Raw genomic sequence first — 13,390 nt, 5'->3', positions numbered from 1 at the left:
AATCACAACAACAGCCGTTGTACCTTTCGAATACCGACGATTCGTCTCAGAACGCGACGCGAACGGTCCGGTGCTACGAGTCCGTCTCCGCAGACGAAGGATCGGGAACTGATTCGTCAGTTCCGGCGAGCGCGTTCAACAGGAGCACCGCCTCTGGTTTCGACAGCGGTTCGTTCGCGTTCCCGCAGTGAGGCGACTGCACGCAGGCAGGACAGCCGTCGGCGCAGTCACACGCCGCGATCATTCGGGCCGTCCGTGCGAGCAGTCCGTCGGCGCTCCGATACGCCTCGCGCGTCAGGCCGACGCCGCCGGGGTAGCCGTCGTAGATGAACACCGTCGACTGCCCCGTGTGCGGGTGCATCGGCGTCGACACGCCGCCGATGTCCGCCCGGTCACACAGCAGGTCGAGCGGCATCAGCGAGATAGAGCCGTGTTCGGCCGCGTGGATGCCGCCGTTGAACCCCTCGTCGCCGCCGAGTTCGCGCATCTCGCGTTCGACGTCGACCGGGACGGTGTAGTACAGCGCCCGCGTCCGCAACTCCGTCTCCGGCAGGTCGAGCAACTGCCCGCCCATCGTCTCGCCGGTCGAGCCGTCTTTCCGCTCGAATCCCGTGATCTGTTCGGTGACGGTGATGTCTGCGAATCGGACCTCAGTGTCCGGTCGTGCATCGAGCGGTCTCGACTGAATGTCGTCGTTGACGGTCACGTCTTTGTCGGTCAGGACGCGCGTGTAGTAGTCGGCCCACGTCGGACGCAGACGCGCCACGTCGCGGTCGAGGTCCAACTCGTCCACCTCGTACGTCTCCCCTTGATGATGGTAGATGGCTCCGGGATGAGCGTCCCGAAGCGCGTCACCGAACGACAGGGACGCGATGACCTCGTTGCTCCGAGCGTCCATCAGGTCCACCTCGCGGTCGTCGATGGTCCGGAGGCTCATCGAATGCTGGGCGCTCCCCGGCCCGTCGTACGTCCACCGGACGCCGCGGCCGGTGTCCATCCGCTCTAGTCGCCCCGCTGCCTCTAGCGACTCCACCACGTCGGGGAACGACGCGCCGAAGTGCGACTCGTCGGCCGCGCTGAGCCAGTTCTCGTCGGCCGCCGCCGCGACGTGCGAGGGCAGGAGTTCGCCGTTCTCGGGGTCGACCATCGCTCGCTCGGGGTCGCCCTCGAACAGGTCGTCCGGGTTGGCCGCGAGGTATTGGTCGAGTTGGTCCTCGCCAGCGACCAACACGACGAGAGCGTCGTCGGTCCCCCGCCCGGCGCGGCCGGCCTGCTGGAACGCCGACATTCGCGTGCCGGGGTACCCGTCGAGGATGACGGCGTCGAGACCGCCCACGTCGACGCCGAGTTCGAGCGCGTTCGTCGACCACACGCCCGCCACGTCGCCCGAGTGGAGGCCTCGCTCTATCTCGCGTCGGCGCTCGTTCGTCAGCGACGCCTGATACGCCTCCACCCGCCCGGCGAGGTCGTGTTCGCCCCGAGTGCGGAGTTCGCTGGCCGAGTCGCTGGCGTATCGCTCGGCCGTCTGTCGCGACCGCGTGAACACGAGTGTCTGGAGCCCCTGCTGGATCAAGTCACAGAACAGGCGCTTCGTCTCGGTGTGGCTCGACCGACGCCGCCCGGACTGTCGCTCTGCCTGCTGTCCCGTGTACTCCGGCGGATTCCAGAGGAGCCAGTGGCGCGGGCCGCGCGCGGAGGTGTCCTCGTCGACGAGTGTGAACCCCGACTCCGGGCGGGCCGTGACGCGTGCGGCGTGTTCGACCGGGTTGCCGATGGTGGCCGAACAGCAGACGAACTGTGGGTCCGCGCCGTAGCGCTCGCAGATGCGGTTCAGCCGACGCATCACCAGCGAGACGTGGCTCCCGAACACGCCGCGATAGCCGTGCACCTCGTCGATGACGACCGTCTCCAGCGACGAGAAGAACCACTCCCAGTGCTTGTACGCCCACGGGAGCAGTCCGTAGTGGAGCATATCGGGGTTCGACAGGAGGACCGTCGGCCGACGGTCGCGCACGTCTCGCTTCTCCGATTTCGACAGCCGTCCAGTGTACTGGTCGACGGAGACGCGTGAGCCGAAGCCGAGGCCGTGTGCCAGATCGGAGAGCGTCTCCTCTTGATCGGCGATAAGGGCGTTCTGCGGCGCGAGATACAGCGTCCGGCCGCCGTGGTCCATCGCTCGCTCGAACGCGGGGACGGTGTACGCGAGTGACTTTCCGCTGGCGGTCTGCGTGGCGAGGACGACGTCGCCGCCGTCGCGAATCGCCTCGACCGCTCGCGCTTGATGGTCGTACAGCGACTCGATGCCGTCGTCGGCGAGTGCACCCGCCAGGCGGGGTTCTAGGTCGACGTCGGCGAACGCCGGGTCGCGACCGGGAAGCGTCCGGTCGTCGGCGATCTGTCCCTCGTAGTAGGGGAGCGAGCGGAGCCACGAGACGGTGTCGTCCACGGGTGTCGATCCCACGGGACGGCCGTGCTTACCGATTGCGATGCGACGAGTCCTGCTCGCGTTCGACTCGCGCGGCCAGCGCCTCATTCATCGCGACGAATCCCTCGCGGATCCGCGTGCGGAGGCCGCGCGGAACGAGGCCGGCAGCGACGCCGCCGAACGTCTCCGTCTGCGTGAACCGCGTCTGCTCGCCGTCCGTGAGCGGTTCGAGGAGGAACCGATGGGTCGCTTCGAACGACCCCGGAATCGGTGCCGCAGAGCGCCACGAGAGTTCTCGTTCCGGGACGAGACGCGTCACCGTCGGGCGGATGAGCGTTGGCGGGATTCCGTTCTGCGTGAGCAACACGCCGAGTTTGTGGCCTTCCGTCGGTCGGCCAGACACCCGACGGATCAGCGGATTCCACTCCGGATACGCGTCGAAGGCGGTCAACGTCTGCCACACCGCCGCTGGCGACGCGTCGACGACGACGCTCGCTTCGACGGTCGGATCGCTGCCGATCATCGGTGATCGGTGTCGGAGTCGTCACTCGACTCGTCGCTCGGCGTCGGTATCTCGACGCCCGCGTCACGGGCCATCGAGACGAGGCCCACGCCGTCGTACACCTCGACCGGGGCCGCTCGCGCCCGTGCGGCCGCCTCACGGGTCACCTCGTCGACGGTCGCGAGCACCGCGAACGCCAGTCCCCGCTCGGCCGCGAACACCGCGAACTCGTTCACCTCCTCCAGCGTGACCGACTCGCGGGAGACGCGGAGGACCGCTCGCTCGGCGTCTGCGGGTCGGTCAGCGTCGTTGGGTCGGTCCGGTCGTTCACGAACGAGCGACACCTCGACGACACCCTCGGGCGTCGTCGGCGCGGCGACGGCGTCGTAGTCAGGCCAGACGCGACCGAGTCGCTCGGCGAACGTCGCGAACGCTGCGTCCGAGAGCGCGGCGAGTCTGTCCGCCGGGTGGTGCATACACCGACTTGGACCGCCGACCGATAAACGCTGTCGGGCGCGGACGGTCGACCACGCCACGACCGCCGCCGGGTTGATTACGGTTCGACCGAAGGGAGCCGTATGGACCCGACGGCGAAGACGGCCGCCTACGACGACCCGCTGACGGTCGACGTCCCGGGCGGTCGACTCACTCTCGACGCCGCCTTCGTCGACGCCGACGCCGACGACATCAGACGACAGGTCCGCGAGTACCGTGAGGGAACCCGAACGTCGTTCGACCTGCCAGTTCGACATCCCGACGGCTTCACCGGGCGCGTGATGGGCGCGATGGCGACGATTCCGTATGGCGAGACGCGAACGTACGCCGACCTCGCACGGGACCTGAACAGCGCACCGCAGGCGGTCGGCGCGGCCTGCGGGCGCAACCCGGTTCCGCTGGTCGTCCCGTGTCACCGCGTCGTCGCCGCCGACGGCATCGGCGGGTTCTCCGCGGTGGGTGGCCCGGACCTCAAGCGCCGCCTCCTCGACCACGAGCGCACCGACTCCGTGCAGACGACGCTCACCGCCGCAGACGGGGACAGCGAATCGTGAGTGAGACTGACGACGACAGCGACGCGAACGGCGGAACGTACACGCTCGTCTTCTCGCTCCCCGAGCGAGCGACGGTCGAGGTCGGTGCGCTCGGGACCTACACGTTCCCTGCCGGCGGCTACGCGTACACCGGGAGCGCGCTCGGATCGGGTGGCTTCTCGCGCGTCGACAGACACCGCCGCGTCGCCGCGGGCGACCACGACGTGCGCCACTGGCACGTCGACTACCTCGGCGGCCACTCGGACGTCTCGCTGGTCGCCGTCGAGCGACTCGGTGGCGGCCGCGACGCGGAGTGTGCCGTCGCGCGTGACCTCGCGTCGGGGCCGGTCGAGGGGTTCGGCGCGTCCGACTGCGGCTGTGCGTCGCACCTCTCGTACTACCCACGCCCCGATGCGGCCGTCGCTGCCGTCGGGCGCGTGTACGATGCCGTCTCCGAGTAACGACTCGCGACCACCGTCGCGGCTCGCACACGGTGCGTTTTTGCGTCACGCCGCGAACCGGCGGCTATGTTTCCGCCGCTCGCGTACATCGAGTGGATCGAGGGTCGCCCGACCGCGGCCGACCACGACCTCGGCTCGAGCGACCTGCGGCCGTTGCCAGCCGGCGACCCGGGCGACCCAGTGCCGCCGCGACTCGCCGGGCTAGAGCCACCGACGACTGATCGCTCGCTTCGGGCGTCCGTCGCCGCCGAGTACGACGTCGACGAGTCACAAGTGCTGTTGACGGCGGGCGCGACTCACGCCGACTTCCTCGCGTCGGCGGCGGCGGGCGGGGCCGCCCGCGAGCGAGCGGGCGCGTCCGACACCGGTCCCCACGCGATTGGCGACGACGACGTTCCCCGACCGCGTGCGCTGGTCGAGCGACCGGGGTACGAACCGCTCGTGAAGACGCCCCGCGGCCTCGGCCTGCAGGTCGCCCGCTTCCTGCGGCCGGAGCCGAACGCCACACTCGACCCCGACCGCATCGAGGCGGCCGCCAGCGACCTGACGGGGCCGCTCGCGCACGTCACGGTGACGAACCGCCACAACCCGACCGGGCGGCTGACGACGCGGTCGACGCTCGAAGCCACCGCGGGCGTGGTCGACGAGACGGGCGGCTACCTCCTCGTCGACGAGGTGTACGCGCCGTACACCAGCGAGGACGGCGCGGGCGCGTTCGGCGGGCCGACCGCCGCCGGCCTGCCGTCGACGGCCGTCGTCGGGTCGCTCACGAAGTTCCAGGGCCTCGGCGGCCTCCGCGTCGGCTGGGTCGTCGGCCCCGAGGAGTTCGTCGACCGGGCCCGCCGAGTGGAAGAACACGTCCCCGCGCTCGCTCGACCGAGCACGGCACTAGCGCGGCGCTTCTTCGCCCACCGTGACGACCTCGTCGCCGACGCGCGCGACCACTGCCGCGCGAACCACGACCTCCTCTCCTCCTTCCTCGACGACCGCGACGACCTCTCGGGGACGGTTGATCCGGGGTCACCGTTCGGCTATCTCGAACACGACCGCGCCGACGGCGACACCGTAAGCGAGGCCGCGTGGGACGCCGGCATCCTCGTCGTCCCCGGTCGCTTCTTCGGGATGGACAACGGCGTGCGCGTCTCACTCGGTCGCGACCCCGACGCGTGTGCGGCGGCGCTCGACGCGTTCGGGTCCGTCCTCGACGACCTCTGACGGCGTATTGCCGACCGATATCGGAGGACTATTCGACGTCAGATCATATGTCTGACATAGGTTTATCTTCCACTCGTGTATCTATCCGACTGTACTCGGTACAAGTCGGGGGAACAACTCGGGCCTGCGACGACAGTGCGTCACTCGTGACTCGGCTCCCCCACCTGCCAACAGCCAACTATGAACTCACTCAAATCGTTCGACGTGGCACAGGTCGAATCGGCCGCCGATACGACGGACTCGTCAGAGGCAACGACGCCGCAGACAGCCATCATCGACTCGGTGGCGTCGGTCAAAGACGTCGCTCCGACGGAACTGCGCGTCCAACTGCAGTCGGTCGTCGACGTCGACGTCCTCGAGACGCTCGCCGACCACGACGACGTCGACTGGGCGCTCTCGTTCGAGTACGACGGTCACACCGTCACCGTCGACGGCCAAGGAACCGTCGTCGTCGACGGGACGGAGTTCGTCGAGGCGTTCGACGTCTGACCGGCGCGAAGAGTCGGTGAGAGGGTGCGACGCACTCGCGACTCACGCGGAGCCGTCCTCGTCGCCGTCGCCGCGATACCCCTTCGCGAACGCGAAGCCGGCGACCATCGCGAGGATAGTGAGTAGCCCGAGGACGAACCCGCCGGCACGGTCGGCGAACGGCACTCCCGAGAATCCGCCGAACACGTACACCAGACCGAAGACGGTGAAGAAGCCGAACAGCGGAAGCGCGGTCAGACGATTCATACTGGCGAGTCTGCCTGCGCTGAGTTAACGCTGTCGCGGGGGCGCGACCCCGCGGCGACCCCGCGTCCCGCGTTACTCACTGGAGCGCCGCTGCGACCTTCTCGACGGGGTGTGGCGGCTCTTCGTCGGTGCCGTCGCGGTGGCCCAACTGCGAGCGACACGACGCGCCGGGTGCGGTCACCTCCGTCCCGGCGCTGGCGTCGACCTGACCGAAGAGGATATCCGCGATAGCCGTGCTCATCGAGTAGTGTTCGGCCTCGTAGCCGAAACTCCCGGCCATCCCGCAGCACGTGGAGTCGAGCGGGTCCACCTCGTAGCCCGCACGTCGGAGGACGCCGACCGCGTGGTGGTCCTTCTTGGTCGCCTTCTGGTGGCAGTGGCCGTGGTACGTCAGCGACCCCGACCCCGCGAGGTCCATCGCCTCGTCGAGTCGGAACGTGTCGACGTACTCGAGGACACCGTAACTGTTCGCCGCGACCGACGCCGCACGCTCGTCCCCGTGGAAGTCGAGCAAATCCGACTGCAGCATCACGGCCTCGCTGGGTTCGACCACGACCACGTCTTTCCCGGCTTCGACCCGCGGCGCGAGGTCCTCGACGGCGGCGGCGGTTCGCTCGCGGGCCGTATCGAGGAACCCCAGGCTGTAGGCGGGTCGCCCGGTGTCCTCGACGTCCGCGAGTTCGACGCGCACGCCCGCGGCCTCCAGTACACCGACTGCGGCTTTCCCCGCCTCGGGATGGTTGTAGTTCGTGTACGTGTCGGGGACGAGGACGGCGACTCGCTCGGCGTCGGCCGCCGCGACACGGGACCCACCGCGGGCGTCGAACCAGTCGCGAAGCGTCTCGCGGTGGAACGTGGGCAACTCGCGTTCGCTGGCGATGCCGAGCAGTTTCTCGCCGACGACGCCCGACCCCGGAACGCGGGTCGCGAGGTTCGACAGCGGCGCGAGCGCCGACCCCACTCGCGAGAGGAGGTTGACGTTGGCGAACAGGCGGTCGCGCAGGCTCGCACCGTCGCGTTCGTGGCTTTCGTGCGCGACTTCCGCCTTCAGTTTCGCCATATCGACGCCGCTGGGGCAGTTGCGCTTGCAGCCCTTACAGCCGATACACAGGTCCATCACCTCGCTGGCGAACTCCTCGTCGAACGGGTCCGCGGGCAGGTCACCGCTCATCGCGCCGCGCAGAAGGTTCGCCCGGCCGCGCGTGCTCTGTATCTCTTCGTCGGCCGCGCGGTAGGTGGGACACATCACGCCGCCCGTCGTGTCCTGTTCGCCGCGACAGCCACCGCAGCCGTGACACAACTCCGTCATCCCCTGGAAGCCGTTCTCGTTGTCCCAGTCGAGTTCGGGGTCGAATCCCGCGTCGAAGGCGTACTCGGGGTCGAATCGGAGGTGTTCGGTGAGGCTGTGGTCGCCGCAGACGTTGCCCGGATTCAACAGCCAGTCGGGGTCGAACGCCGTCTTGAGGTCGCGGAAGGTGTTCCAGAGGTCGTCACCGTACAGTTTCCGGTTCCACTGGGTACGCGCGCGGCCGTCGCCGTGTTCGCCCGAGACGCTGCCGCCGTACTTCACGACGAGGTCGGTCGCTCCCTCCGCGATGGCCTCCAGTTGCTCCATCCCCTCAAGCGACTTCGTGTTCACCAGCGGACGAACGTGGAGGACGCCCGGCCCTGCGTGCGCGTAGAAGGACGCGAACGTGCCGACCTCCTCCAGTATCTCTTGGAAGTCCTCGACGTACGCCGAGAGGTGTTCGGGGGGTACGGCGCAGTCCTCGATGAACGAGATGTGCTTGGCGTCGGAGGTGCGACCCAAGAGGATCGGAAGCCCGGATTTCCGCATCTTCCAGAACGTCGCGCGGCGCTGTTCGTCGTGTGCTTCCATCGCCGCCCGCGCACGCACCGTCTCACCGCTGTCGACCCGGTCGTCGCTCGGGTCGAATTCGGTGTCCGTCCCGGGCCGGCGGTCGGCCAACAGGTCTGCCACTTTCTGTCGCCCGTCGTCGTCGCTCTCGGCATAGAACTCCACGAGCAACACCGAGTCGGTGCCGTCGGGGAGGAGGCCGACCACGTCGCCAAACTCGGTGGTTTCGCGTGCTAAGTCGAGGAGGGTGTCGTCCATCACCTCGACGGCGGCGGGGTCGTGTTCGAGAATCGGTGCCACGTCGTCCATCGCCTCGTTCAGCGAGTCGTAGGTGAGCAGTGCCACCGCCTTCGTCTCGGGCACCTCGACGAGTGAGACGGTCGCTTCCGTGACGATGCCGAGCGTCCCCTCGCTCCCGCACAACAGTCGCGCGAGGTTGACGACGCCCTCCTCGCCGGGGTCGTCGCCGTCGGCCCACTCGCCGCGGGCCTCCTGCACCAACACGTCGAGGTTGTACCCCGAGACGTTGCGCTTCATCTCGGGATAGCGGGCAGTCACCTCGTCGGCCTCCTCGTCGAGTATCTCGACCAGTGCCGCGTAGATACGGGCGAGGAGGTCACCGTCGGGGTCGGCGGCCGCACGCATCTCCTCGACGCGAATCTCGCCGAACGTCTCGACGCTCCCGTCCGCGAGGACGACCTCACACGACTCGACGTAGGCGTCGGTCTTCCCGTACTTCAGCGAGTGCGACCCGGTGGAGTTGTTGCCGATGGCCCCGCCGATGGCGGACTTGTCGCGCCACGCCGGGTCGGGCCCGAACTTCAGGCCGTGTGGGGCCGCCGCCTGGTTCAAGTTCGCGAGGATACACCCCGGCTCGACGGTCGCCTCGCGGGCGTCGGGGTCGAGGTCGACGAGGTCGTTCATGTACCGCGTGAAATCGAGGACGACCGCCTCGTTGACCGTCTGTCCCGCCAGCGACGTGCCGCCGCCACGCGGGAGGACGGGAATCTCGTTGTCGGCACAGTACGTCATCGTCGCGGCCACGTCGTCCGTGTGGCGTGGGAAGACGACGCCGATGGGCAACTGCTGGTAGGCGGACGCGTCCGTCGCGTACAGCTGCCGCGAGTAGGTGTCGAAGCGAACGTCGCCGTCGAGTCGCTCCTCCAGATCCGCGACGAGCCCCGGTTGTCGCACGTCGTCCGAGCGGTAGTCGTAGTCCGCGTCCGTCAGGTCCGGTCCGCCGTCGGGCGGCGCGGGTGAATCGGAAGACATCGGTTAGGTGATGGTGTGTGTGGGAGTCACATAAGCCCGCGGGAGCGCTCGGATCCAGCGGTTTGATTCGATGTGGTAGCACAACACACAAGCGAGGGCGGACCACAGGCTCGTGTATGAGTGCGGACACCCTCGCGGCGTTCGTCGACAACGTCGAACACCACCACGCGACCGTCCATCGCGTCGCGCCGGAGGCGGTGACCGAGACGGTCGCCGACCTCCTCGACCCGCCCGCCGTCGGCGTCCGACTGCCGTGGGACCTGTCCCTCCCCGAGTCCGTCGCCGTCGACCCCACGCCCGCCGACCTCGACGCCGCGAACACGGGTGTCACCGCGGCGACGCTCGCGATCGCAGACTACGGGACGGTCGCCTTAGAGTCGGACGCCGCCGGGAGCGAAGCAGTTTCGCTGTTCCCCGAACGCCACGTCGTCGTTGTCCGTGCCAGCGACGTCGTGCCGGGGATGTCCGAGGCGGTCGCCCACCTCGGCGGCCGCCTCCGCGACGGCGCAAGCGCCGTCCTCGCGACAGGGCCCTCCGCGACGGCCGATATGGGCGACCTGGTGATCGGTGCCCACGGCCCGCGCGAGGTAGACGTGGTCCTCGTGGAAGATGACGCCGACTCCGAACGAGGGGTCGGCGCCGACGCGACCGGGGGTGCGGCCGATGAGTAAGCCCGACTCGCGTGCGGCGACGGCCGCGAAGATACGCCACCTCCTCGACACCGAGGGCGAGGCGGTGCGAGAGAACACGCGCGGATTCAACCAGGGGCGGTACGACTCGACGGCTGATCTGGATGCGTACGACGACCTGAAATCCGAGGCACGAGCGATCAAAGAGGACGCTATCGAACGGCTACCAGACCTGATCGACGACCTCCGCGAAGCCGTCGAGGCCAACGGCGGTCACCTCTACGTCGCCGCCGATGCCGCCGACGCGAACGCGTACGTTCGAGAGGTCGTCGACGGCGGCAACGTCGTCAAGAGCAAGTCGATGACCACCGAGGAGTTGGAGTTGAACGACGCGCTTGCGGCCGACGGCGCACGCGTCACCGAGACGGACCTGGGCGAGTGGGTGCTCCAACTCGCCGACGAGACGCCGAGCCACATCGTCGGCCCCGCCATCCACAAGTCGCGCGAGGGCATCGCCGAACTGTTCAACGAACGGTTCGACCCCGAGGAACCGCTGGAGACGGCCGAGGAACTCACGCGCTTTGCTCGCGCCCGACTCCTCGAAGACATCCGCGAGGCCGACGTTGGCGTCACGGGCGCGAACTTCCTCACCGCCGACTCGGGGACGCTGGCACTCGTGACCAGCGAGGGCAACGCGCGCAAGACGGCGGTCGTCCCAGACACCCACGTCGCCGTCGCCGGCGTCGAGAAGGTGGTCCCCACGGTCGAAGACCTCGCACCGTTTATCGAACTCATCGGTCGCTCGGGGACCGGACAGGACATCACTTCCTACGTCTCGCTGTTGACGCCGCCCGTCGCGTCGCCGCCCGTCGAGTTCGACGACCCGGGGTCACCAATCGCCGACGCTGGCACCGCCACCGGCGACGGCGCGACCGACGCTCACCCGGACCGCGAGTTCCACTTGGTCCTCGTCGACAACGGCCGACTGGCGATGCGCGAGGACGACGACCTCCGCGAGACGTTGTACTGCATCCGGTGTGGCGCGTGTTCGAACTCGTGTGGCAACTTCCAGTCGGTCGGCGGCCACGCCTTCGGCGGCGAGACGTACTCCGGCGGTATCGCCACCGGATGGGAAGCCGGCGTCGAGGGTCTCGACACCGCCGCCGAGTTCAACGACCTGTGTACCGGATGCTCCCGGTGTGTCCCCGCCTGTCCGGTCGGGATAGACATTCCGTGGATCAACACGGTCGTCCGCGACCGGATCAACCGCGGCGCAGACCCCGGACGCCTCGACTTCCTCGTGGACGGCCTCACGCCCGACGCAGAACCCGCCGGCCTCGACCCCGCGAAGCGCCTGTTCGGCAACTTCGAGACGCTGGCGCGACTGGGGAGCGCAACCGCGCCGCTGTCGAACTGGACGGCGAATCTCGGTCCTGTGCGTGCTGCGATGGACCGCTTCCTCGGCGTCGCCAGCGAGCGGGAGTTACCACGATTCCAGCGGGAGACACTCGTGGACTGGTTCGACGCCCGGGGCGGCCCGCGCGTCCCCGAGACGATGGCTCGGCGGGAGGCGGTTCTCTACCCGGACATTTATACGAACCACGTCGCCGTCGACCGCGGGAAAGCGGCGGTCCGGACGCTCGAAGCACTCGGCGTCCGGGTGCACGTCCCGTCGTCGGCCGCCGTCGGGAGCGGGCGCGCACCGCTGTCGCAGGGAATGGTCGAGACCGCTCGCGAGAAGGCCGAGCGGTGTCGAGATGCCCTGCTCCCGGAGATCGAACGCGGGCGCGACGTGGTCGTGATCGAACCCAGTGACCTGGCGGCGTTCGACCGCGAGTACGAGCGACTCGTTCCCGAAGCCGATGCCGAGCGTCTCACCGACGGCTGTTATGAGGTGCTGGAGTACGTGTACGGCCTCTTGGAGAACGGGGCCGATCCGGCAGGACTGACACACGGCGACGACGACGACAGCGGCGCGGCGGTATCGTATCACGCCCACTGCCAGCAGCGGACGCTCGACCTAGAGGCGCACACCGTCGCGGTCCTCGACCGTCTCGGCTACGAGGTGACGACCAGCGAGACGGAGTGTTGCGGGATGGCTGGGAGTTTCGGCTACAAGTCGCAGTATTACGACCTGTCGATGGACGTGGGCGAACCGCTGGTCGAGCAGTTCGGCGACGCCGACCGCGTGCTGGCGTCGGGAACCTCCTGTTGTGAGCAGTTGGACGCGTTGCTGGGGTCGCCGACCGAGCATCCCGTCGAGGCGATTGCCCCATCGGAGTAGCGCGTGTGCCCGGCGTCAGACGGGCGTGAGACCGCGAGGAAGGATTTTAAGACCCGGCGTACCCTTCGCGTCGGTATGGACGCTGACGCGACCCCGCAAGAGATTACGACTCTCGTCGGGAGAGAAGTGTACTCGAACAACGGGGTCTTCGTGGGGGAAGTCGAGGACGTGCGCCTCGACCTAGATTCGCAGGCGGTCACGGGGCTCGCGCTATCACAGCTTAGCGACGAACTGTTCGCCGGCCGGGTCGACCCCGGGAAGGGCGTGATGTTGCCCTACCGCTGGGTTCGCGCCGTCGGCGACGTCATCCTCGTCAACGATACGATCGAACGGCTGAAAGACGAGACGGAAGACGAAGAAGCACTCGCGTAGAGTGCACTCGACAGGGATCGAGGCGCTCGACCGAGAACTCGACGGCGGCGTTCCGGTCGGGTCAGTGACGGCGCTCGTCGCACCGGTGGGATCGAGCGCAGAGTTGTTGCTGGAGGCGGCAGCGACCACCGCAGAGACGCTCGTCGTCACGCTCGCACGACCGAAAGCGGAGGTCGAGGAACCGTATCCCGAGGGGACGGCGGTCGTCGAGGTCAACCCCGAGTCGCTCGCGGCAAGCCCGGATCAGATATTCTCGCGTGTCCCCGATGGCGGTACGCTCGTCGTCACGCCGTTGGTTGGCATCGAAGAACTCGACACGCCCGACCAGCGAGCGGTCCTCGACGCCGCGAAGCGGGCAGTCCACGACGCCAACGGTGCTGGCTATCTGTTCTGTCCGACCCCGCCGACGGCGACGGCTGGTCGGACCAGAACGCTCCACCGCGTCGACGGCGTCTGGTTGCTCGACGTGCGGACGACGCCGATGGCGGTCGAGAATCGACTGTACGTCACGAAATCCCGCGGCGGCGCGGCACTCGACGGCCCACTGAAACTCAAACTCACCGACCGCGTCGCGGTCGACACGAGTCGGGATATCTCCTGAGAACAGGC

General features: G+C 68.4%; 13 protein-coding genes. 8 read left to right on the top strand and 5 right to left on the bottom strand.

The genetic code is table 11. The features are described from left to right. Positions 1–73: 73 nt before the first annotated feature. From P0D77_RS09030 to P0D77_RS09020, 3 genes are read right to left on the bottom strand one after another with little or no spacing between them, the layout of a single operon-like run. Positions 74–2,446: a DEAD/DEAH box helicase gene (locus P0D77_RS09030; RefSeq protein WP_277552670.1), complete on the bottom strand. Its 2,373-nt coding sequence runs from the start codon at positions 2,444–2,446 to the stop codon at positions 74–76. A gap of 28 nt (positions 2,447–2,474) precedes the next feature. Continuing rightward, the gene (locus P0D77_RS09025) at positions 2,475–2,948 is read right to left on the bottom strand and encodes an SRPBCC domain-containing protein (RefSeq protein WP_277552669.1); all 474 of its coding nucleotides are present in this window, start codon (positions 2,946–2,948) and stop codon (positions 2,475–2,477) included. Then, on the bottom strand, positions 2,945–3,403 hold the full coding sequence (locus P0D77_RS09020) for a restriction endonuclease (RefSeq protein WP_277552667.1): 459 nt from the start codon (positions 3,401–3,403) through the stop codon (positions 2,945–2,947). Before P0D77_RS09020 ends, P0D77_RS09025 begins: the two co-directional genes overlap by 4 nt. A gap of 141 nt (positions 3,404–3,544) precedes the next feature. On the opposite strand from P0D77_RS09020, the gene P0D77_RS09015 reads away from it, so the two are divergent. The 4 genes from P0D77_RS09015 to P0D77_RS09000 all read left to right on the top strand — a co-directional run bounded on the left by P0D77_RS09015 (position 3,545) and on the right by P0D77_RS09000 (position 6,120). Continuing rightward, the gene (locus P0D77_RS09015) at positions 3,545–3,976 is read left to right on the top strand and encodes a methylated-DNA--[protein]-cysteine S-methyltransferase (RefSeq protein ID WP_432764841.1); all 432 of its coding nucleotides are present in this window, start codon (positions 3,545–3,547) and stop codon (positions 3,974–3,976) included. Then, entirely contained in the window at positions 3,973–4,416 is a 444-nt protein-coding gene (locus tag P0D77_RS09010; RefSeq protein ID WP_321170525.1) for a GIY-YIG nuclease family protein, read from the top strand. The genes P0D77_RS09015 and P0D77_RS09010 overlap by 4 nt, the downstream gene beginning before the upstream one ends. 66 nt (positions 4,417–4,482) lie before the next feature. Next, positions 4,483–5,631 carry a pyridoxal phosphate-dependent aminotransferase gene (locus P0D77_RS09005; RefSeq protein ID WP_277552665.1) on the top strand — a complete coding sequence of 383 codons (1,149 nt, stop codon included), beginning with the start codon at positions 4,483–4,485 and terminating at the stop codon, positions 5,629–5,631. A 180-nt stretch (positions 5,632–5,811) separates the two neighbouring features. After that, positions 5,812–6,120, top strand: a complete 309-nt coding sequence (locus P0D77_RS09000; RefSeq protein ID WP_277552663.1) for a HalOD1 output domain-containing protein — start codon at positions 5,812–5,814, stop codon at positions 6,118–6,120. A 42-nt stretch (positions 6,121–6,162) separates the two neighbouring features. Here the strand turns inward: P0D77_RS09000 and P0D77_RS08995 are convergent, their stop codons facing one another. Both P0D77_RS08995 and P0D77_RS08990 read right to left on the bottom strand, forming a co-directional pair. Further along, positions 6,163–6,366, bottom strand: coding sequence for a hypothetical protein (locus tag P0D77_RS08995; protein ID WP_277552661.1), 204 nt, complete (start codon positions 6,364–6,366; stop codon positions 6,163–6,165). Positions 6,367–6,442: 76 nt separating this feature from the next. Beyond that, complete coding sequence (locus tag P0D77_RS08990) at positions 6,443–9,496, bottom strand: FAD-binding and (Fe-S)-binding domain-containing protein (RefSeq protein WP_277552660.1); 3,054 nt, start codon at positions 9,494–9,496, stop codon at positions 6,443–6,445. A gap of 116 nt (positions 9,497–9,612) precedes the next feature. Here P0D77_RS08990 and P0D77_RS08985 point away from each other — a divergent pair, with 116 nt between their 5' ends. The 4 genes from P0D77_RS08985 to P0D77_RS08970 all read left to right on the top strand — a co-directional run bounded on the left by P0D77_RS08985 (position 9,613) and on the right by P0D77_RS08970 (position 13,382). Beyond that, positions 9,613–10,167: an LUD domain-containing protein gene (locus P0D77_RS08985; RefSeq protein ID WP_277552657.1), complete on the top strand. Its 555-nt coding sequence runs from the start codon at positions 9,613–9,615 to the stop codon at positions 10,165–10,167. Next, positions 10,160–12,409, top strand: a complete 2,250-nt coding sequence (locus P0D77_RS08980) for an LUD domain-containing protein (RefSeq protein WP_277552656.1) — start codon at positions 10,160–10,162, stop codon at positions 12,407–12,409. The genes P0D77_RS08985 and P0D77_RS08980 overlap by 8 nt, the downstream gene beginning before the upstream one ends. Positions 12,410–12,484: 75 nt before the next feature. After that, on the top strand, positions 12,485–12,781 hold the full coding sequence (locus P0D77_RS08975; protein ID WP_277552654.1) for a PRC-barrel domain-containing protein: 297 nt from the start codon (positions 12,485–12,487) through the stop codon (positions 12,779–12,781). 1 nt (position 12,782) lies between these two features. Then, a complete protein-coding gene (locus P0D77_RS08970) occupies positions 12,783–13,382 on the top strand; it encodes an RAD55 family ATPase (RefSeq protein ID WP_277552652.1) in 600 nt (199 codons plus the stop codon). Positions 13,383–13,390: the final 8 nt, after the last annotated feature.

The sequence above is a fragment of the Halobaculum limi genome (assembly GCF_029490015.1).
GTDB classification, from domain to species: Archaea; Halobacteriota; Halobacteria; order Halobacteriales; family Haloferacaceae; genus Halobaculum; species Halobaculum limi.
Note: the sequence above shows the minus strand (reverse complement) of the source record. Positions and strands in the feature narration are given on the sequence as shown.

Excerpts from the sequence above, each read along its gene's own strand:
- P0D77_RS09025 (WP_277552669.1), bottom strand. The coding sequence starts at position 2,948 with ATGATCGGCAGCGATCCGACCGTCGAAGCGAGCGTCGTCGTCGACGCG.
- P0D77_RS08975 (WP_277552654.1), top strand. The coding sequence starts at position 12,485 with ATGGACGCTGACGCGACCCCGCAAGAGATTACGACTCTCGTCGGGAGA.
- P0D77_RS08980 (WP_277552656.1), top strand. The coding sequence starts at position 10,160 with ATGAGTAAGCCCGACTCGCGTGCGGCGACGGCCGCGAAGATACGCCAC.
- P0D77_RS09020 (WP_277552667.1), bottom strand. The coding sequence starts at position 3,403 with ATGCACCACCCGGCGGACAGACTCGCCGCGCTCTCGGACGCAGCGTTC.
- P0D77_RS08995 (WP_277552661.1), bottom strand. The coding sequence starts at position 6,366 with ATGAATCGTCTGACCGCGCTTCCGCTGTTCGGCTTCTTCACCGTCTTC.
- P0D77_RS09000 (WP_277552663.1), top strand. The coding sequence starts at position 5,812 with ATGAACTCACTCAAATCGTTCGACGTGGCACAGGTCGAATCGGCCGCC.
- P0D77_RS09005 (WP_277552665.1), top strand. The coding sequence starts at position 4,483 with ATGTTTCCGCCGCTCGCGTACATCGAGTGGATCGAGGGTCGCCCGACC.
- P0D77_RS08985 (WP_277552657.1), top strand. The coding sequence starts at position 9,613 with ATGAGTGCGGACACCCTCGCGGCGTTCGTCGACAACGTCGAACACCAC.
- P0D77_RS08990 (WP_277552660.1), bottom strand. The coding sequence starts at position 9,496 with ATGTCTTCCGATTCACCCGCGCCGCCCGACGGCGGACCGGACCTGACG.